Annotated in this window: 13 protein-coding genes; 2 read left to right on the top strand and 11 right to left on the bottom strand. The window is 55.9% G+C overall.

Features of this window, described 5'->3' with window-relative positions; all coding sequences use genetic code 11:
* Nucleotides 1-275: 275 nt before the first annotated feature.
* Genes GX466_04355 through GX466_04340 form a run of 4 tightly spaced genes read right to left on the bottom strand, consistent with a single transcriptional unit; the run spans nt 276 to nt 5,333 of the window.
* On the bottom strand, nt 276-1,094 hold the full coding sequence (locus tag GX466_04355) for an RNA methyltransferase (GenBank protein NLH93434.1): 819 nt from the start codon (nt 1,092-1,094) through the stop codon (nt 276-278).
* Nucleotides 1,094-1,681, bottom strand: a complete 588-nt coding sequence (locus GX466_04350; protein ID NLH93433.1) for an HAD family hydrolase — start codon at nt 1,679-1,681, stop codon at nt 1,094-1,096. Before GX466_04350 ends, GX466_04355 begins: the two co-directional genes overlap by 1 nt.
* Nucleotides 1,662-4,043: an LPS-assembly protein LptD gene (locus GX466_04345; protein NLH93432.1), complete on the bottom strand. Its 2,382-nt coding sequence runs from the start codon at nt 4,041-4,043 to the stop codon at nt 1,662-1,664. Before GX466_04345 ends, GX466_04350 begins: the two co-directional genes overlap by 20 nt.
* A 24-nt stretch (nt 4,044-4,067) precedes the next feature.
* Complete coding sequence (locus GX466_04340; GenBank protein ID NLH93431.1) at nt 4,068-5,333, bottom strand: DUF4147 domain-containing protein; 1,266 nt, start codon at nt 5,331-5,333, stop codon at nt 4,068-4,070.
* Between the two features lie 704 nt (nt 5,334-6,037).
* Here GX466_04340 and GX466_04335 point away from each other — a divergent pair.
* On the top strand, nt 6,038-7,555 hold the full coding sequence (locus GX466_04335; protein NLH93430.1) for a S1 RNA-binding domain-containing protein: 1,518 nt from the start codon (nt 6,038-6,040) through the stop codon (nt 7,553-7,555).
* 9 nt (nt 7,556-7,564) lie between these two features.
* A complete protein-coding gene (gene lysS, locus GX466_04330; GenBank protein ID NLH93429.1) occupies nt 7,565-9,061 on the top strand; it encodes a lysine--tRNA ligase in 1,497 nt (498 codons plus the stop codon).
* A 275-nt stretch (nt 9,062-9,336) separates the two neighbouring features.
* On the opposite strand, the gene GX466_04325 is transcribed toward lysS, so the two are convergent.
* The 7 genes from GX466_04325 to GX466_04295 form a co-directional block, all read right to left on the bottom strand.
* Entirely contained in the window at nt 9,337-11,040 is a 1,704-nt protein-coding gene (locus GX466_04325) for a Na/Pi cotransporter family protein (GenBank protein NLH93428.1), read from the bottom strand.
* Between the two features lie 119 nt (nt 11,041-11,159).
* Nucleotides 11,160-11,981: a hypothetical protein gene (locus GX466_04320; GenBank protein NLH93427.1), complete on the bottom strand. Its 822-nt coding sequence runs from the start codon at nt 11,979-11,981 to the stop codon at nt 11,160-11,162.
* Nucleotides 11,982-11,990: 9 nt separating this feature from the next.
* Nucleotides 11,991-13,373: a cysteine--tRNA ligase gene (locus GX466_04315; protein ID NLH93426.1), complete on the bottom strand. Its 1,383-nt coding sequence runs from the start codon at nt 13,371-13,373 to the stop codon at nt 11,991-11,993.
* Between the two features lie 10 nt (nt 13,374-13,383).
* Nucleotides 13,384-17,226, bottom strand: a complete 3,843-nt coding sequence (gene porU / locus GX466_04310) for a type IX secretion system sortase PorU (protein NLH93425.1) — start codon at nt 17,224-17,226, stop codon at nt 13,384-13,386.
* On the bottom strand, nt 17,223-17,378 hold the full coding sequence (locus tag GX466_04305) for a hypothetical protein (GenBank protein ID NLH93424.1): 156 nt from the start codon (nt 17,376-17,378) through the stop codon (nt 17,223-17,225). The genes porU and GX466_04305 overlap by 4 nt, the downstream gene beginning before the upstream one ends.
* Before the next feature lie 18 nt (nt 17,379-17,396).
* Nucleotides 17,397-17,861, bottom strand: a complete 465-nt coding sequence (locus GX466_04300) for a 23S rRNA (pseudouridine(1915)-N(3))-methyltransferase RlmH (GenBank protein NLH93423.1) — start codon at nt 17,859-17,861, stop codon at nt 17,397-17,399.
* Entirely contained in the window at nt 17,858-18,760 is a 903-nt protein-coding gene (locus tag GX466_04295) for a phosphate acetyltransferase (GenBank protein NLH93422.1), read from the bottom strand. The genes GX466_04300 and GX466_04295 overlap by 4 nt, the downstream gene beginning before the upstream one ends.
* Between the last annotated feature and the right edge of the window lie 23 nt (nt 18,761-18,783).

Here is an 18,783-nt window from a genome sequence, read left to right as displayed (position 1 = left end):
CAAACGACGGGGTTTTTCTTTGGCTGAAATTCACGGTGGAGGGGAGCAAGGCTGATAATCAGAGGAAGGAAGCATTGCTGCTTGGCCGTTAAGGCCCTTTCCTGCGTTCCTGTCTCGCCTTCCGCACAATGGCCGCACTTGATGCGAGTATTCTACGGGAGGCATGCGACAGGGATAAAAGAGAGCGCTAAGGGTCTGACTACCGGGAAACCTGTTTGGAACAGGCCGGTTAGTTCAGGAAGCTGGAGAAGTGTTGTGGATTAGTCAAATCCCTTTCAATGGCTGGATGGGCAGCCGAACACGATCTGGTAGGCGCATACGGCGCAGGCAACGGCCACGTTGAGCGAGTTTTTCCAGCCCTGGACCGGCAGGCAAACCGTCCGGTCGCAAAGGGACAGAATTTCGTTTGAAATGCCCAGGCTTTCGTTTCCGAGCACCAGGGCGAGGGGGAGCTGAAAATCCTCCGCGAAGACGGATTCCGCCTGGGCTGAGATTTCCAGGGCGTAAACCCGGTATCCTTCGGCTCTGGCCTGTTTCACCGCCTCCGCCGTTTCCTCAAAGTGGCTCCAGTCGATGCGGGAGGCGGTTCCCCGGGCGGTTTTCCGCAAAGCGTGGTCATTCGGGGTGGCGGTTACTCCGCAAAGCCAGATTTTGCAAAGGCCCAGACACTCAGCGCTGCGGAAGATCGAACCCACGTTGAAGGCTGAACGGAGGTTGTCCAGAATGAGGATGACCTTGCCAGCGCGCTCGAGGGTGTTCAGGTCGGCGAAGCGGGGTCCGTCCCCTCGTTTGAGGGGTATCTGGTTATCCTTGAAAGATTGGCCCAGCGAACTTTTGAAGCGGGTTATCGCCAGTTGGGCCTCCCTGGTCGCGGCGGCGGATGCCAGGTCCTGGGAAAGCCTGAGAACGTTCTCCGGCACGGGTTCAGCCATCCAGGAGACGCATTCCAGCACGTGTGAGGTCAATTCGGAAGCCGGTTCTCTGCCAGCAAGTGATTTTTCCAGGAAAGACGCGAGCTTGTCCAGAGCCTTGACCTGGGCGGAAGGGGAAAGGCTTTGGAACTTTCTCTGGCTGAAAGAGCCGCGGGTCTTCATCAGCGGAGAAGTTCGATCAGTTTGGCCGCCGTGAGCAGGTTTTCGGCGATGTAATCCGGCTGCCGCGGCCAGTCTTGCAGGCCGGAAAGCATTTCCCGGGCGCCGTTGCCGGTGAGAAGCAGGATGGAGCTTAGGCCCGCGTTCTTGCCGAAAGTGATGTCCGTTTGCCTGTCTCCTATCATCCAGGATTGGCCGGGATTTATCCTGTGTGCGCGCCGGGCTTTGCGGAACATTCCCAGCCCCGGTTTGCGGTCCTCGTGCTCGATGTTGTAGGGGGCAACGCTGCCGTCGGCGAAATAGGGGGAAAAGTAGATGCCGTCCAGTTTCACCTTCTCCGCCGCCAAAAGCTCTTGCAGTCTGTCGTGCACGCGGTTCAGGGCTGGAATGTCGAAATAGCCTCTGGCGATGCCTGACTGGTTGGTGACGAGGATGAGCAGGTAGCCCAGGGACCGCAGCAGGCGCAAAGCCTCTCCGGTCCAGGGGTAGAGCTGATAGCCTGCGGGGTCGCTGATATAGCCGAACTCGTCCGGGCTGACGCAGCCGTCTCGGTCCAGGAAAACCGCACGCCTAAAAGCTTTTGCTGTCACTGGTTTGGAACCTCAGGGCGTCCGGCAGGGCCAGGTTGAACAGCGCCACTTTGTACTCCCAGTAATCGTTGCGGCGGGTGTAGCTGAGTTCAAGCTTCCAGCAGTGCAGGTCGCGGGAAACTCGGATGGACTGTGAAAGCTGTTCTCCGGTTTTCAGGTTGAAATAGCTGCCATAAGCCACGCTCCAGTTTTTGGTGAGGCGGAAAGAGCTATCCAGACGAAGGCTTTGGGAAATGGGGTCGAAAAGGTCGGCAGTGGCGCTCAAATCGTGGGAAAGGGCTATCCTCCAGGTGTTGCTGGATTCGGCTTCGGAGAGCGTCTGCGCGAAAAACTGGAGGCTGTCCGCTTTCTGGTAGGGGTCGAAAATGCGGTTTTTGGCTTTGGGAAAATAATCCTGATAGGGCGCGGAGCCTGTTAGGGTGAGGCCCTGGGAGAAATACTGGTTGCTGATTTTCCAGTCGTCCCAGCTCACTCCGTAGGGGCTGTGGCTCAGGCTGAACTGGGCAGAATAGGCCAGAGAAAGCCCTTCTAGCTTCGTTTTGGTGCCGGGAAACCTGAGGTTGCCCAGGCTGAAGCTGCCGGGACGGAAAGCCGCCGTGTGTGAGATGGTTTGGAAGGGCTTGGCGGAAGGATTCAGCAGATTGGCCGAACTGCGGCTGTTGAGGCTGAACACATCGTTTATCTTGCGGTCGTCTTTGCCGAACTTGATCTGCCATTTCTGGTCCAGTGAAAGGTTGAGATTTGCCGAGCGGGCGGAATTGAGCAGCCCGACCCCGCCGAAGCTGTAGAAGCGTGAATTGGCGCTGAAATCAGGATTGAAGCTTATCCCGGCGTTGGGCGTGACGATGTGGCGCAGGGATTTGAGCCAGCCCTTCTTGAAGTTGCGGATGCCGTAGATGTTGAAGTTGGCGTTGGTGTAAGCGTTGTAGTCGTTGCCGCGTACCAGGGTGTTGCCGTTTTTGTCGCGGTCAAACCAGGCCTCGTTGTAGCGGGCGCCGTGCTGCAGACCCAGCCAGCCGAAGGCCTTCCAGTTGTAGGAAAGGCCAAGCTGGTGCTTGATCCCGAAGTTGTGCCAGACTGAATCCCCCGGGGCGAAGCGGTTGTTCCAGACGTAATCCATGAACTGACGGTCGCTGGAGTAAAGGCTGCCGCTGTGGTCCAGGCGCAGGTTGTAGCTGTAGTTGAGGTTGCTCCACCAGGCGTCAGAGCTGCGTTCCGGCTTGTAGAAAAGCTCATAGAGCGGCCGGGTGGGCAGGGCGAAAGAGGCCGAGGGCAGCGAGATCGTGCCGCGACTGTTGATCAGGTCTTCGGTGTAGGATGCTCCGATGTTCAGATACGAGCCCAGCAGCGGCTGGCGGTAGGAAAGGGAGGAGGTGACCGTTTGGGCCAGGCTTTCGTCGATGTCGGAGCTTCCTTCCCAGATGCGTTTGTTGCTTACGAAATCCACGTTGGCGTCGAAGGTGGCACGGTTGCCCAATTCCTGATGGTGAGTGGCTTGCAGCGACCAGTCGTTGAAGGTCTGGCTGCCGCCTGACCTGCGTTGGAAGGCAGCGTCGAGGCTGCCGTTCAGTAGATAGCGGCGCAGGTAGTCAAGCTGGAGCTCAGCGCGCCAGCCTGTCCGCTCGTAAAGGTCCAGGCTCAGGATGAGGTCCGCGTAGTCTTTGTAGGGATAATACCAGGCGATATCGCGGAAAAACTTACCGTCGATGTTGTTGTAGCCCGGTTGGGGAATCAGGAAACCCGGTTTGCGTCCGCTTTGGAGCGGCACCACGATGAAGGGGAAATAGAAGACGGGCAGGTGGTTCACGTAGGCGACCACAGGTTTGCCCACGATTTTGTCACCCCGGAAAATCCGCAGCTTTTTGGCGGTGAACCAGAAATCCGGCTCCTCGTTCTCGCAGGTGGTGAAGCTGCCGTTGTCCACGTCGTAAGCATCGGAGCTGATTTTGCGGATTTCCTCGCCTGTGTAGTAGCTTTTCTCCATCCGGCTGATACCGCCGGAAAGAGAACCTGTCTGGCTGTCTATGTCGTAGGCCACGTCGTCGCCCAGGATGATCTGGTCGCCGTCCCGCATCACGGTGTTGCCCTGGCTGAAGGCGAGGTTGTTTTTGAGGTCCACCAAAAGCGAATCGCTACTGATCTCGAAAGTCTGGTAGGTGATGCTGGTGTTGCCGTAGAGACGGATTTGTTCCAGCGCGTGGTTGTAGGCCAGGCTGTCAGCTGCGTAAAATAGGGAATCCTCTGGGGCCGGGGTTTTCAGCAACGAATCGGCGGGAGCCACGGACGCGGGAAGCTCGGTTTCCTCCTGCGCCGGCAGCCAGGTCCAGCCCAAAGCCAGAAGCAAAGTGAGGAGCAGCGCCAATCTTCTCATCGTGGTATGGGGGTGTCAGACCAATTCGTCAAAGATATCCATCGCTTCCCAGTCCCTGGATGGACAGGGGCTTTGCAGGCTGTAGCCCACGCTGAGGACGTGGATGTCGTTCACGTTGGTGGCGAGAAGCGGGGCGGGGAGGAGGTGGTTGACCGATTTCAGGGCGGTATAGCTGTCGCACTTCCTGATGGCGGCGGCGAGGTTGATTCCCGCGGCCTTGAGCTGGGCCAGGGTGTTGCTGTCGGACCAGGCTCCGCCGCTGCCGGAAACGTTGTCGCAGCCGTCGGTGGCGAAGCAAAACAGGGCAGTTTCCTCCTGTTTGGCCAGATAGCGCACCAGCATCAGCGCCAGATGGCTGCAGCGGCCGCCGAGGCCTTCGCCGCTCACTTTCAGCGGTGACTCGCCGCCCAGGATTTTAATGAAGGGCGGACGCAGCCTGTATCTGGGACTCCTTGTCCGCCGCAGGATCTCTTTGATTTGGTTGGCCAGCTTGGGCAGAGGACGGCCCTGAAATGATTCTTCCACCAGCACCCGGAAGCCCTTTTCGCGCAAGTCTTTGGCAAAAAGTTCGCGAAAGCCCTGATTGTCCGCCACGATGTTGTATTCGATCTGTTTGGTCCAAAGTTTATAGCGCCAGCCGTCGGCTGTTTTTTCACCCGGTTCCGCTGGTGTGAACGGCCCTGAGCCCAATACCTGGGGGTCGTTTCCCTCCACGTCGGAAACGGCGAAAACCTTTATCCTCCGGGCTTTGGTGAGTTCGAGAGCCCTGCCGCCCTTCACTAGGGAAAGCCCTGTGCGCCCGCGGTTGATCTCGGCGATGTCTTTTCCACTGTGGAGCAGGAGCTTGTGTTCCGTGGCCAGGTCGGCCAGGTCGAATCCTTCGGGCAGCAGTTCAAAGAGCGCGGAGCTGCCTCCGGAAAGCAGGATCACCAGGTCATCTTTGGCGCTCAGTTTCTTCAGCCAGGCGGCGATTCGCGAGCTGGAGGCCAGGCTGTTTTCATTAGGCAGCGGATGGCCACCGGAGAGGATGGCCAGGCCGGGGATATCGCCGTGGCTGAGGCCGGGCTTGGTGAGCACCAGCCCCTCGGCCTTAATGTTCCTTTCTGCCAGGGCGTTAACGCTCACAGCCGCCATTTTCCAAGCCGCCTTTCCGATGGCCAAAAGTTTCACGCGGATCCCAAGCTCCGCCTGCCGGAGGCCCTCAGCTAGCACCGGATACTGACAGAAGCGGTGCATCGATTGAATGTAGCTCTGGTAAACCTGATGGTGAAGACTGCTCAATTTCACTACCTAAAACGTATTTTAAATCATTAGAAAAGCAGGAAAGGATTTAGTCAAGTTCATTTTTCAGCCATTCCGCCAAGCCGCCTGTTTGTCCCCGTCACTTCACCGTCTCTGGCGTCCATGCTCACTGCGTTCGCTGTACGCCAGGCTGAGTGGAAGGTCAATGTCTCCATCGATCAATAGCTCGATTTGAAAAGAGAACCAAGAATCCGTCAATCCGTTTAATCAGTTTATCCCTATGAAAATGAGAGCAAGTGGAATTGCTGTAGTAGAAGCTTGTTCCTCACTCGACTCCAGCGTAGTTGGAAAACACCAGGAGGTGATGAAAATTCACAAAATTCACACCCTAATAATCGGGGTAGTGAATTTTCGTAATTGTGTGGATGCTAGAAGCCTCCCCACCATGCTGGAGCAGTATTGGTTAACTTGTATCTTGCGGCGCTTTCTATGTTTCCATGATGCTGCCTTCCAGTATATAAAGATTGGGTGCTCTGTTTGGTTTATTTTGAACATCCACTGATACGGCCTCCCTGTCTATCAACCTCTCCACGCACTCTTTGAACTCCCTTTTCTTCATGGGAGAAATGTTCATCAGGTCAGAATGTTTATCCTTGCCCTGTCCTTTTGCCGCAATAAAAATCCTTTACAAAAAAGGGGTCACGGAAATCGTGGTCTTTCTGAAATGTCCTTAGGAGATAGTTATGTCAGACAAGGTGCGTGAAACCAGCAGCAAAGCTGCTTTGAAAGAAATGCGGGAAGAATATCTTCGCATGCTCGAAGAATCTTTCCAAACCACAGCGGAATTCAAAAAAGGCGACGTCGTTGAAGCCCCCATCATCAGTATCGGTGACAATCACATGATCCTGAGCCTGGGCGGCAAGTTCGACGCCTATGCCGAAAACGGCGAATTTGCCGACGAAAAGGGCGAGCTGCCCTACGCCGTCGGCGACACCCTCAAAGGTTACATCGTTGACAGCAACGACCAGGGATTCGTCATCGGCAAAAGCCTTACCAAGCAATATGTGGACAAACAGTCACTACTCGACGCTTTCGAGCGCAAAATCCCGGTTGCCGGCAAAGTTTACTCAGTCACCAAGGGCGGGTTCAACGTCGATGTCCTCGGCGCCCGCGCTTTCTGCCCCATTTCCCAGATGAGCATGCGGGGCGGTGACGCGAATATTGACTACATCGGCAAAACCTTGGATTTCATGGTGATCGAGTGTTCCGAAAATTGCCGCCGCGTGGTGGTTTCCCGTCGCCAGCTTTTGGAAGCCGAGGAAAACGAGAGGAAGGCTGAAGCCCTCAAAAAGCTTGAGATCGGCTCCGTCGTAACCGGCAAGGTGATGCGCATGACCAGCTTCGGCGCCTTTGTCGATCTGGGCGGCATCGAAGGCCTGATGCACGTCTCCGAGATTTCCTGGCAGCACGTCGTGAAGCCCCAGGACGTCCTCAAGCAGGGCCAGGAAGTGGAAGTGAAAATCCTGGACATCAAGGGCGAAAAGCTCTCCCTTTCGATGAAAGCCCTGATGGAAAACCCCTTTGAACAACTGGTTAAGGAAATCAAGGAAGGCGACACCATCAACTGCCGCATCCTTCGCCTCCACAATTTTGGCGCCTTTGCAGAGATCAAACCCGGCGTGGAAGGCCTCATCCCCGTTTCGGAAATGAGCCGCAACCGCAGCGTTTCCCATCCCCGCGAAATGCTCAAGGAAGGCGATTTCGTGGAGGTCCAGGTGTTGCGCATCGATGCCGACACCCAGAAGATATCCCTTTCCCTGCGCGCCCTGCAAGCCGACCCTTGGGACCAGATCGACGAAGTGGTCACGCTGGAAACCCCCTTCACCGGCAAGGTTGAAAGCGTCACCAATTTCGGCGTCTTTGTAACCATCGCCGAAGGCATCACCGGCCTGCTGCCCCGCTCCAGGGTTCGCGACAAGGACAATTTCAAGCCCGGCGACGAGGTTGAGCTCATGGTAACCGCCATCGACCGCGAAGGCCACCGCCTCACCCTAGACTACACCGACCGCCAGCCCGGCGAGCTTGTGGAACAGCGCCGCCGCTCTGACGACCGTCGTTCCGACGAACGGCGCGATTCCCGCGAACCTTACGACCCCAGCCGTCCCCGCCGCGGCGGACGTTCCCGCGCCGATGAGGAATGGCGCCGCTACGCCAGCCAGAAGCAGGACACCTCGGACGACAATCCTTTCAAAGACTTATAGACCATATAGATGCAGCCCAAGGACAACCAGTTCGTAAAGCTGCGCAAGCAGAAACTGGCCAAGTTGCGCGAACTTGGGATAGACCCCTATCCCATTAAGTCGGAACGCTCCCATCTCATCTCGGAGGTGCTTGAAGGCCGGGAGGAATGGATCGCCTCGGAGCGCGAAGTAACGCTCGCGGGACGCCTTGTGGCCATGCGCCGCCAGGGCAAGCTGGGTTTTGGAAACCTTGAGGACGCCAGCGGAAAGATCCAGGTTTACGTGGCCCAAAACCTTGTGGGAGAAGAGAACTACGAGCTTTTCAAGCTCTGTGACCCCGGCGATTTCGTTCAGATAAGTGGGACCATGTTCAATACCCAGTCCGGCGAATATTCCATCAAAGCGGCGCGGGTGACGCTGCTCTCCAAGAACATCCGGCCCCTGCCAGCCGTGAAGGAAAAGGTGGAAAACGGGAAAACCATTCGCTACGACGAGTTTTCCGATATCGAGCTTCGCTACCGCAAACGCTATCTGGACCTGCTGCTCAACCCTTCCCACCGCGACGTCTTCATCTGCCGCGCGAAGATCATCACCGCCATCCGCGTCTTTCTGGACACCCGCGGCTTCACAGAAGTCGAAACCCCTGTGCTCCAGCCCCTCTACGGCGGCGCGAACGCCCGTCCCTTCGTTACCCACCACAACACGCTGGATACCGACCTCTATCTGCGGATCGCCACGGAACTATATCTCAAACGCCTGATCGTGGGCGGCTTCGAGAGCGTTTACGAACTCGGCAAGGATTTCCGGAACGAGGGCATGGACCGCGTCCACAACCCGGAATTCACCATGCTCGAGGTCTATGAGGCCTATTCTGACCTCGAGGGGATGATGAACCTCACCGAAAACCTCATCCGCCATCTGGCCATCGACGTCTTGAGCCAAAAGGAATTCGTTTTCCGCGGGCATAGCATCGACCTGTCCAAACCCTTCACCCGGGCCCCGATGACCGAGCTGGTGGCAGAATACGCCGGAATCGACCTGGCAGACATGGATTTGGGCAAAGCCACCGCCTTCTGCAGGGAACGGAAAATCGAAATCCCGCCCGGTTCCGGAGTGGGGAAACTGATTGCCCTCATCTATGAGGAATTTGTGGAGGAAAAGCTGGTCCAGCCGACTTTCGTGACCGATTTTCCCAAGGAAATCTCCCCCCTCGCCAAAGCCAAAGCCGACAATCCCCTGCTCGCTGACCGCTTTGAACTGATGATCGCCGGACACGAATTCGCCAACGCCTTCAGCGAGCTGAACGACCCCATCGACCAACGCGCCCGCCTCGAAGCCCAGGCCGCCCTCCGCGCCCTTGGCGACGAAGAGGCCCAAACCGTTGATGAGGACTTCCTCGAAGCCCTCGAATACGGGATGCCCCCAATGGGCGGACTCGGAATCGGGATCGACCGACTGGTGATGCTGCTCACCGAAAACGACTCCATCAAAGAGGTTATCCTCTTCCCCCAAATGAAGCCGGAATAAGCTCCGCCTTCCGCCCTCAGCCCCTTACCCTTCCGCGGTTTCAGCGGTAATTCTTTAACCCTTCCCCGTCCCCCGGGAACCGCAACTTCGTTTCCTGCTTAACCCCATTCCGCGCGCCACAGATCCGCCTCCCGCGGAGTTCCCGCATTTCAGGCGGGAGGATGGAGGGAAGCTAAGGGCAGGCAAACTTGAGACGGCTAAGAAGGCGTAAAGGTGGTTGGAAGAAAGCCTTCTAATATAGCCAGTTAGACTTATTCACAGAACCACTGGCAGCTTCAGCTTTTGTTCGGCGTTACCGGATGGTTGTCCTCATCCGTTTCCAGGATGTCCACGTTGTAGATGAAGTTGTAAGTACCGGCCTTTACGAGGTTTTTGAGCTTGTCGGCAATGAGCTCCATGGCGTCGATGTAGTCGATGGTGTTAAGCCCTCCAACGGGGTCGCAGGCCGCGTTTTGGATCTGTTTCATTATCTTGGCGCGGAGGCTGTGGTGCAGTTCATTGATGCGGCCTTCGAGCTCAATTATCTTAAAGGTGTAAACGGGCTTGAATTCCTCAATGTACTCGATGGAGAGGTCCAGCATCTCGATAACGCGGCTGTGAAAGTCGTCTATCATGGCCCGGAATTCCGGGGAGAGGCTGTCTTTTTGGGCAGGTATCTGGTAGTTGAGGATGCGGTTGACCTCCTCGGTGAAGTCGCCGATCTTTTCGATGTCGTTCACGCTGTGGAGGAGGGCGGGGATTTTTTGGATGATCGTCTGGGCGTTGGTGCGCTCGTTCACGGTCACCAGGTAGCGGGTGATTTCACGCTGGAGGTGGTCGATGGCACTTTCGATGCGGGATACGCGGATTTGCTTTTTGTAATTCTTGTCTCGGAAAGCTTCATAGGAAACGAAGAGGCCGAGGCGCACGAGGCGCAGCATTTCGCGCATTTCTTTGATGGATTGGTCGATGGCGAGCTGCGAATCGTGTATCAGATGGTAGTTCAGGTGTTTAGGTTCGCCCAAGGAGACCAGGTCCTCGGGGTCTTTGGGAATCATGCGTTCCGCCAGTTTGGCGAGGAGCCCGGCGAAAGGCAGCATCCAGAGAGTGTTCAGGACGTTGAAGAAGGTATGGGCGTTGGCGATATGGCGGCCCATGTTTTCCCCCAGATAAACGTTTCCGGGAGTGATGGCGTTGATGAAAACCTTGTAAATTCCCTGATAGGTGAGCGTGGCGATGACGACCGTTCCGATGATGTTGAACAAAGTGTGGACCAGGGCCACCCTTTTGGCAGTGTTGTTCGCCCCCAAGCCGGCTAGCCAGGCGGTGATCGTGGTACCGATGTTGTCGCCGTAAACCAGATACATGGCGCCCTCAAAGGAGATGAGGCCGTTGGTGGCCAGAACCATCACGATACCCACTGAAGCGGAGGAACTCTGGATGATCATGGTGAAGAGCGCTCCGGCCAGAATGGCCAGCAGAGGGTAATCCGCCGCCCGGGCTAGAATTTGCCTGGCAAAAGACGAATCCTTCAAGACCGCGACGGATGCTGACATCAGGTTCAGACCCACGAACAGGAGGCCGAAGCCCAGAATGATCAGGCTCCAGTGTTCCATTCTGCGGCTGCGCTTGAGGAAGGTTCCCACCACGCCGACGATCACGAAAGCCAGGGCGACGTCGCCGATGTTAAAGGCGATGAGCTGGGCGGTGACGGTGGTGCCGATATTGGCGCCCATCACCACTCCGACGGCCTGCTGCAGGGTCATTATCCCGGCGTTGACCAGGCCGATGAGCATCACGGTGGTGGCTGAACTGCTCTGGATGACGCCGGTGATGGCAACGCCCACCAGAACGCCTTTGAAGGGTGTGTTGGTGATCTTCTTGAGGATGCGGCGCATCTCGTTTCCGGCCACGGCCTGCAGGTTTTCGCTCATCATGTTCATACCGTAGATGAAGAGCGCGAGGCCGCCAACAAGGTTCAGGAAGTCAAGAAACGTCATGGCTGGAGGCTACTCCGATATAGATATTTGTGGACATGTTACGGGCAGGGGAAATCGGGCAGGGAGATTTCTCCGGCCCCAGAGAAGATAAAAACTCTGGATTGGCTTCAAAACCTGGCTCAATCCACCTTGAAGCGCAGGATCTGGTTCTTTTCCATCAGCGGCACGAGGATTTCATTGGTGGGCTTATGGTAATAGATGTCAGCCGGGGACTGGAGATCAGATTGCCAGATCAGAGTGCGGTTCTGTTCCTGGGGGATCATGAACAGGCATTTTTCGCCCCAGGAACTGTAATAGATGCGGCCCAGGTCGTCGATGGCGATGCCGTCCAAATCGTTGTAGAGGGTGTTTTTGAAAACGCTGAAAGACTGGGTGTTCACGTCCAGGGCCAGGATGGGCGATTCTTCGGTGAGACCAACGATGAACATCTGGCGGCGGGGGCCGTCATACACGATGCCGTTGGGTGCTTTCAGCAGGGGAGAACTAAGCTTGATGGTGAGATTGGTGCCAGGATCGAACACATGGACGCAATTGCCCTTGGTATCTGTAATGTAGAGTTTGCCAAGATGGTCCTTTTCAATGTCGTTGAGCATCTTAGCGCCTTTGATGGGGATGTTGGCTTTTTGTTCTCCGGTCTTGAGGTCCAGGGCCACGATGCTGGTGTCGTCGGTTACATATAGCAGTTCATCCACAACTTTGAGGCCGCGAGGGGCTTTGAGTCCCTTGGCGAAAACGGTGTAGCGTCCCTCTTCTTCGAGACTTAGGATTTTTCCGCTGCCGACGTTTGAGACCATGAAGGTTCCGGTTGAATCATTCCAGGCGATGCTTTCCGGTTTGTCCAGGCTGGCGGGCAGCAGATGCCGCAGCAGGATGAAAGCGGCTGCCAGCGCCAGGACGGCTATGATGAGGATGAGGATTATTTTGCGTTTACCGATGGCCATTTCTGCCTCCTAATCTTTTATTTTCCAGTCGCAGCCGCTTGGGGTATCGCGCAACTCCACACCCAATGAAGCCAGGTCGTCCCTGATCCGATCCGAAAGTTTCCAATCCTTGTTCTCGCGGGCTTCCCGGCGGTAAGTGAGCAGCAGTTCCACCAGTTGTCGGGAAAGGTCTGGCAAAGCCGTGTTCAGCTTTTCGGAAAGATCTGAGAAGAAGCCTAAAACCTCTCCCAGCCTTACCAGCATCAACGCTGCCTGCTCCCGCTGTGGCCTTGGCAGTTGCCCGTTTTTGCAGTGACGGACGAGGTCGAAGAGCACAGCGAGGGCTTTGGCGGTGTTCAGGTCGTCGTCCATAGCTTCCACGAAAGCCTGTTCAGAAGATTCATAACTGCCATCAGGGGCGGAGTTTATGCTCTTGAAATCGATGTCGCGAAGGGCAGCATAAAAGTTCTTCACCGCGCGTTCGGATTCCTCGATGATTTCGCGGTTGAAATCTATCGGGGAACGGTAGTGCTTCGAGAGGAAGAAGAAGCGAATAGCCTCGGCGCTGTGCCGAGCCAGGATGTCCCGCGCGGTGAAGAAATTATTGAGGCTCTTGCTCATCTTGTCGCCATCAACGTTCAGAAAACCATTGTGCATCCAGTATCTGGCCAGGGGTTTGCCGGTGAGGGCGAGGGCCTGGGCGAGTTCATTCTCGTGATGGGGGAAAATGAGGTCGGCGCCGCCGCCGTGGATGTCGAAGGTTTCGCCCAGATACTTCTGGCCCATCACCACGCATTCGGTGTGCCAGCCTGGCCGTCCTTCGCCCCAGGGGCTGTTCCAGACGGGCTCTCCGGGTTTTCCGGCCTTCCAAAGCGTGAAATCGGCTGGATTGCGTTTCTGGAGGTTTTCCAGCACTCTGGCGCCGGGAAGCTGTTCTTCTGTCTTTTTGCCGGAGAGCTGGCCATATTCAGGCAGAGAGGCGGTGTCGAAATAAACGTCGCCGTTCACCTCGTAGGCGTGGCCGCTTTTTTCCAGGGCGGCGATGGCGGCGATGATCTCCGGAAGCACTTCCGTGGCACGGGGCTGATGGGTCGGCCTGCGGATGCCGAGGGCTGCGCTGTCATCCAGAAAGGCCGTGGCATACTTGTCCGCGACCTCTTTGTAGGATACCCCCTCTTCAAGTGACTGGGCTATGATCTTGTCTTCGATGTCGGTGATGTTTTGCACGTAATCAACTTTGTAGCCGCGGAACTCGAAGTAGCGGCGGAGGACGTCAAAAGTGAGAAAGGCGCGGGCGTTGCCGATGTGGAAGTAGTTATAGACAGTTGGTCCGCAGACATACATTTTCACCTGGCCCGGAGTGATGGGAACAAATTCCTCCTTGGCGCGCTTGGCGGTGTTGTACAAAAGCATGGGCAAATCCTTATTTATAGATCACCAGGCATTCGGTGGCCTCGGCCTTGAGACCGTCGACGGAGGCGCGTACCTTCACGAAATAGGTGTTGTTGGCGAAACGGTCACCCCGTTTGTCCCGGCCATCCCAGGGAATGGCGTTGAAACCCTGGCATCCGCTGGTCTGGAAGCTGTGTATCTTTTTCCCGGTGACTGAGTAGATGTCGAAGGTGAGGTCGCAATCGCGGGAGAGCGTGAAAGTGAAGCTGGTGGAGCTTTGCATGGGGTTGGGGTAGATGAGGAAGCGTTCGATGGCCAGTTCGCCGCTTTCCTTCACGTTGAACTCAACGCTGGCCACGGCGGGTAGGTTAAAGTTGTCGAAAGCAATCAGTTGGAGGGTGTGGGGACCTTCGCTTAGCCCGGTCAGGGGGAAGGTGAGTAGGCCGGTGGTGTAGGAATCCAGGTCATAGATGAAATAATCCGTCACTGGCACAGGCTGGAGCGAGTTGTCCAGGATCAGCATTATATTGTGTCCAAAACTACCCGTGACATTGATCCCGTTGCTGTCCGAAATCCTGGCGTAAAGCGTGGTGTTGGTGCCAACGGTGTCGCCGGGGCGGAAATCGTAACTGCCAATATAGAGTTTTATTTCCGGCGCATCGGGATTTTCGGCTGTCACGGCATCGTCACTGAGGGCCAGGGGATGGTGGTAGCTCGTGTAGTCTTGTTTCTGGGCGGGATCCCAGACATAGGAAACTATGAAGCCATTGTTGCCTGGGGTCACATCGTCTGGAACGATGAATTCGGTCTGGTAGGCTCCTCCGGTCACAGTGGCGCTGCCGGAAAAAAGAGGGGCGCCGCGTTGGGTGACAAAGGTATGCCAGCCCAAGTCGTACTCCCTCTTGGTATTGAAGGCTTTGATCTCAAAAGTGCCGCTGACAGGCGAGGAAGCAAAAGATCCGGACACGATGGCCAGGTCCCTGGCGTGCAGGGTGTCTCCCTGTGCAGCCTGGCCAGACACGGTCATCAGACTATCGCGCACTGGCGGAACCACATTCAGCAGGGGATCCCCCATCAGCATGTAGGTGGCGTCGTTATCGTTGCTTTGCGTGTTGAGGACCTTGGCTATCATGATGGACTGGCCCAATGAGTTGCGCCCGTTGGTGAGTTTATCAAGCAAATGATTCATCATGGGGCCGTTGCTGGTAGGCGAGCTGCTGCGGCTGGCAGCAAATGAGGCTATGGCTCCGAGGTTGTCCATCATCACGGTTTTCTGTCCCAGGCTTTCAAAACCCCAGTAGTCGAAGTGGCAAACCGAGCAGGAGGATGCTACGAAGAAGGGGAGCCTGTCCTGATTGTTGAATCGGTCCATGTCCGCAGCGCCGTTGAAATAGTCTTCTGCGCCCAGTTTATCATAAGCGCCATGGCCGGTGTAGAGCCAGATCAGCCGGCCTTCGTTAATGGCGGCCATCATGTCATCTCTGGCCCCGGGTTTGTTCTGAAACTCGTCGTATTCGTATTCCCAGGCAAAGATCTTGTCGGTGAGGATGCTGGGATGGATATTATTCCCCGCTGCCTCTGTTTGGACGCTGTGGATGGTTTCGATAGTGGCGGAACTGTTGTAGAGGTCGTCAGCCAGCAGTACGGCGGAATTCCGCCACCAGCCGCCCTGGGGGTTGCGTACATAGTTTTCCCTATTCGATAGCATAATCGCCAGTTCGTTGGAATTGGTTACGGGATAGCGCCCAATCGTAAGTTCGGGATACAATGACTGGGTGAGCATCACAAAATAGTCGTCCGAAGCGATCGAACCACGCTGGAAGACGATAAGTTTGTTCTTTCCCTGGGCTTGCTTGGAATTGTTGCGCCAGTCGCTGGTGCCAAGGCCGATCAGGGTCACGGAGCTTATCTTGGGCGTGGGGTAGTTGTACCAAGCGTAGCGCAGGAACTGGCGCAGGGCCACGGGGTCAGGATGGCCGCCGTTGAACTGGTTGAAGATGTCGCTCTGCTTCACCACCAGACTGCGTTTGCCATAGTCCTGAAGATACATGTCCGCCAAGGACAGGGCCTGGGTTTGAAATTCGTCCGCCGTGATGATCACATTGTCATATTGAGACTGGATCCTGGCAAGATCGTTGGTTTCCACCAAACCAACGATCACGGGACTGTGGAGCTCATGATCATTACTGAGCCAGTATTTGGTATTGCTGAAGCCAGTGCTCACAAAGTAATTCTGTCCATCGGAACTCATGAGCGGCACCATTTTCACATCAGCCAGGCCATTTACCCGGTACACACGGGTGTCGGCGCTGCCGGAAAGGTTGTAGCGGATGGGGACCTCATAATTGAGGGCCATTTGGTTCACTAAATTCTGACCGCTGCCTTTATTAATGGTTCGGGTGTAGTCAACGGTGATCCAGTTCAGGAAAAGGTTGTCGGTGGAATTTCTCAGCACTCTTATCCGGACGGTGTTTTGGCCGCTGACGAAGCTGGAGACATTTTTGTAAAACAGATAATCTCCCAAGCCTCTCCATTTGAAGTTGGTGGAGCCCAGAGTATCCGCCTGCACGGGCACTCCGTTCACAAAGACATTGATATTGTGCCAGAGGGAGTCTATACTTGTATCTTCCTGGCGAATGATGAAACTAAGGGCCTGGTCAGCGGAGGGATCCAGGTCTGGCAACTGAAGCTCGAACTCGTACTCGGAATTGGAGTTGCCGAACATGCGGGTCATATACCAATCGAAGCCTATTATCTCACGGCGATGGGTTTCAGTTTCCAGGCGGGTCAATTCACGGGATTTGGAGGTCTGGGCATACCAGCTATGTTCCTGTGGCAAAGTTACCATTCGCAGAGGGTCTCCGCCGAATTCCCCGGCAAAGGTGAGCCAATAAACAGTGTTTCCGGAATATGGGTTGTAATATGTCTGGTTATTTTGCAGGCTGATGTTCTTTTCTGTGCCATCCCGGGTTGTGCCATAAAAAACGATGTAGTCCCAGGGGTCGAAGCTGCCGTCTTCTTCGCCAACAACGCGGATGGGCACCTCCACAAACTCGTTGCCGGGGTTGATGATCGTGAAGGGAAGCAGCTTGCCTCCGTTGCTGAAGAGGCGGAACGAACGGGGGTCGATATCCGCAAGTGGAAATCCCGTCAGTTGATCTGGGTCGATGCGGAACATTCCTTCGCGGTCTGTTTCCAGCCGAAACCAGTAATCCGCCCGGGAAAAATCAGAGTAAAAAACCGCGTTACTGGTCTGTTTTTGCCATTGGCGGGCTTGCCCGGGATTGATCAGGGTTTCACTGAACAAATCCAGTAGTTCGTCGCTCTGGGGCAGGCTCCGGTGGGATGTGTCGCCGGAAATGTCCACCCGGATGATGGCCTGATCGGTGACGGTGAGCCCGAAGCGCCCGTCGTAGGCAAAGGGGCGGATGTGCAGAGCGCAAAAATCCAAACCTCTGAAAGTGGAGACGGAGGTTGTAAGCAAGGATTTGGCGCCATTCAGATATAGGCTTTCATCGATTTTGTAAACATGCGAGGAGACGTCTTCGTTCTGCCTTACTTCCGGCACAGGCAACAACCGCTTGGAAAGTGTGGCCTGGCTCTGGCTGGAGCTGATCAGCACGGCGTTGACCTCGCCTCCGGGAGGAAGCGCAATCCGAGCTTCTTCCAGCGGCAGCAACGGAGCGCCGGAGCGGATGTCATAATCCATCCCGGCCACGTCCACCCGAAGCATATCATCCACTTCGCTCAGTTTATAGCTTTCCAACCGATACTCCAGCAGAATCTGGTTAGCTGAACGTTCCAGCACCCGTACGGAAGCAAAAGCTGAGCAGGCAATCAGCAGGAAAGCCAGTACGGCATAGAACTTATTCATTGTTCCTTCTTTCCCTGGAAGATTTTCTCCAGGGCAACGATCAGGCCGTAAAACAAGCCCATGAACAGGAAGATTCCACCCATCCCCTGCAGCAGGATCAACAGGGACTGTGTGAAGTTTTGCATCGTCGTGGCAAGCATTGCATAGGTCATCGGAGGCCTCTGAAACTTTTAATTGTGGTAGCTTCTACCATTGTTGATCATCAGCGCGCGGTAGATCTGTTCAACCAGAAGCAGCCGCGCCATCTGGTGCGTGAAAGTCAACGGTGACAGGCTCAGGCAAGCATTGGCCCGGGTTTTCAGGCTTTCGTGCGCGCCATACACTCCGCCGATCAGGAAAACGACCGACTTCTCTGAAGACAAGTTATTCAAAAACTCTGCAAATTCAAGCGAAGTTTTAGCTTCGCCACGTTCGTCCATCAGGACCAAGAAATCTTCCGGTGCAAGGCGTTTCAGGCACAGAGCGGCTTCCCTGGCTTTCACGGCGTCGGGGCTGCCGGCTGTTTTGAGGCTCACGTCAGCTATATCCGTCACCTCCAGTCTCACCATAGGGGCCAGCCGTTTCATGTATTCGGAGATTCCTTCCTTCAGCCAGCCTTCCTTGGTCTTGCCAACCTGAAGAACGCGCAGGATCACTTGTGCATGCAGGCCAGGGCCATCGCCATGCAGAGCATTTTTAGCTCACCGCGATCTGCCCGGGAGGGGATGAGGATGGGGGCTTTGGTGCCCACCACCACGTGCGCCACGCGAAATCCGCAATAGTAGGTGAGCATCTTACCGAAGACGTTTCCAGCCTCAATGTTAGGCACAACGAAGACATCCGCGACCCCGGCGACGGGGGATTCGATGCCCTTTATCCTGGCGGCGTTGATGTCCACCGCGATGTCGAAAGCGAGAGGGCCTTCCACGACACAGCCTGTGATCTGGTTCCGGGCATTCATCCTTGAGATGATGGCGGCGTCAAGCGTGGCCGGCATTTTGGGGTTAACCTTTTCCACAGCGGTGATCATCGCCACCTTTGGCAGTTCGGAACCCAGGCTTTGGGCCACCTGGACAGCGTTTTTCACGATCGTCACCTTCTCCTTGAGGTCCGGGACCAGGTTAACCCCGCCGTCGGTGAGCAGTTTCAGGCCTTCGGGATGTTCGTAGGCTAGAACGTCAGAGATCACGTCGCTCACGCGCAAGCCGTTTTCCTTGTCCAGAACAGCCCTAAGAAGCTGGCCGGAGTCAGTCTTGCCTTTCAGGATAATGTCGCCTTTGCCTTCCCGGGCAAGCTGGACGCTCACTTTGGCGGCTTTCACCAGGTCGGGGCCGATATCCACGATCTCAAAGGAGTTAGTGTGCTGGGGCGCCATCTTTTCCAGCAGGGCCAGGATTTTGGGTTTGTCGCCCACCAGCAGGCAGTCGGCCAGGTCTTCCTGTTTGGCCAGAATTGCCGCGTCGAGAACGGATTCCGTTTGCGCGGCTGAAATGATCACGGTGCCGCGCCGGCTGGCTTTCACGGCGCTCACCATTTCGTCGAAGTTCTTATACATGTCTGTTCTCCGCTACCCGAGAC

It is taken from the genome of Candidatus Cloacimonadota bacterium, from assembly GCA_012516855.1.
Taxonomy (GTDB): Bacteria; Cloacimonadota; Cloacimonadia; order Cloacimonadales; family Cloacimonadaceae; genus Syntrophosphaera.
This window is presented reverse-complemented; position numbering and strand designations above follow the sequence as displayed.

Coding starts and splice junctions, on each gene's coding strand:
- GX466_04355 (NLH93434.1), bottom strand. CDS start 1,094: ATGAAGACCCGCGGCTCTTTCAGCCAGAGAAAGTTCCAAAGCCTTTCC.
- GX466_04335 (NLH93430.1), top strand. CDS start 6,038: ATGTCAGACAAGGTGCGTGAAACCAGCAGCAAAGCTGCTTTGAAAGAA.
- lysS (NLH93429.1), top strand. CDS start 7,565: ATGCAGCCCAAGGACAACCAGTTCGTAAAGCTGCGCAAGCAGAAACTG.
- GX466_04325 (NLH93428.1), bottom strand. CDS start 11,040: ATGACGTTTCTTGACTTCCTGAACCTTGTTGGCGGCCTCGCGCTCTTC.
- GX466_04320 (NLH93427.1), bottom strand. CDS start 11,981: ATGGCCATCGGTAAACGCAAAATAATCCTCATCCTCATCATAGCCGTC.
- GX466_04315 (NLH93426.1), bottom strand. CDS start 13,373: ATGCTTTTGTACAACACCGCCAAGCGCGCCAAGGAGGAATTTGTTCCC.
- porU (NLH93425.1), bottom strand. CDS start 17,226: ATGAATAAGTTCTATGCCGTACTGGCTTTCCTGCTGATTGCCTGCTCA.
- GX466_04305 (NLH93424.1), bottom strand. CDS start 17,378: ATGACCTATGCAATGCTTGCCACGACGATGCAAAACTTCACACAGTCC.
- GX466_04295 (NLH93422.1), bottom strand. CDS start 18,760: ATGTATAAGAACTTCGACGAAATGGTGAGCGCCGTGAAAGCCAGCCGG.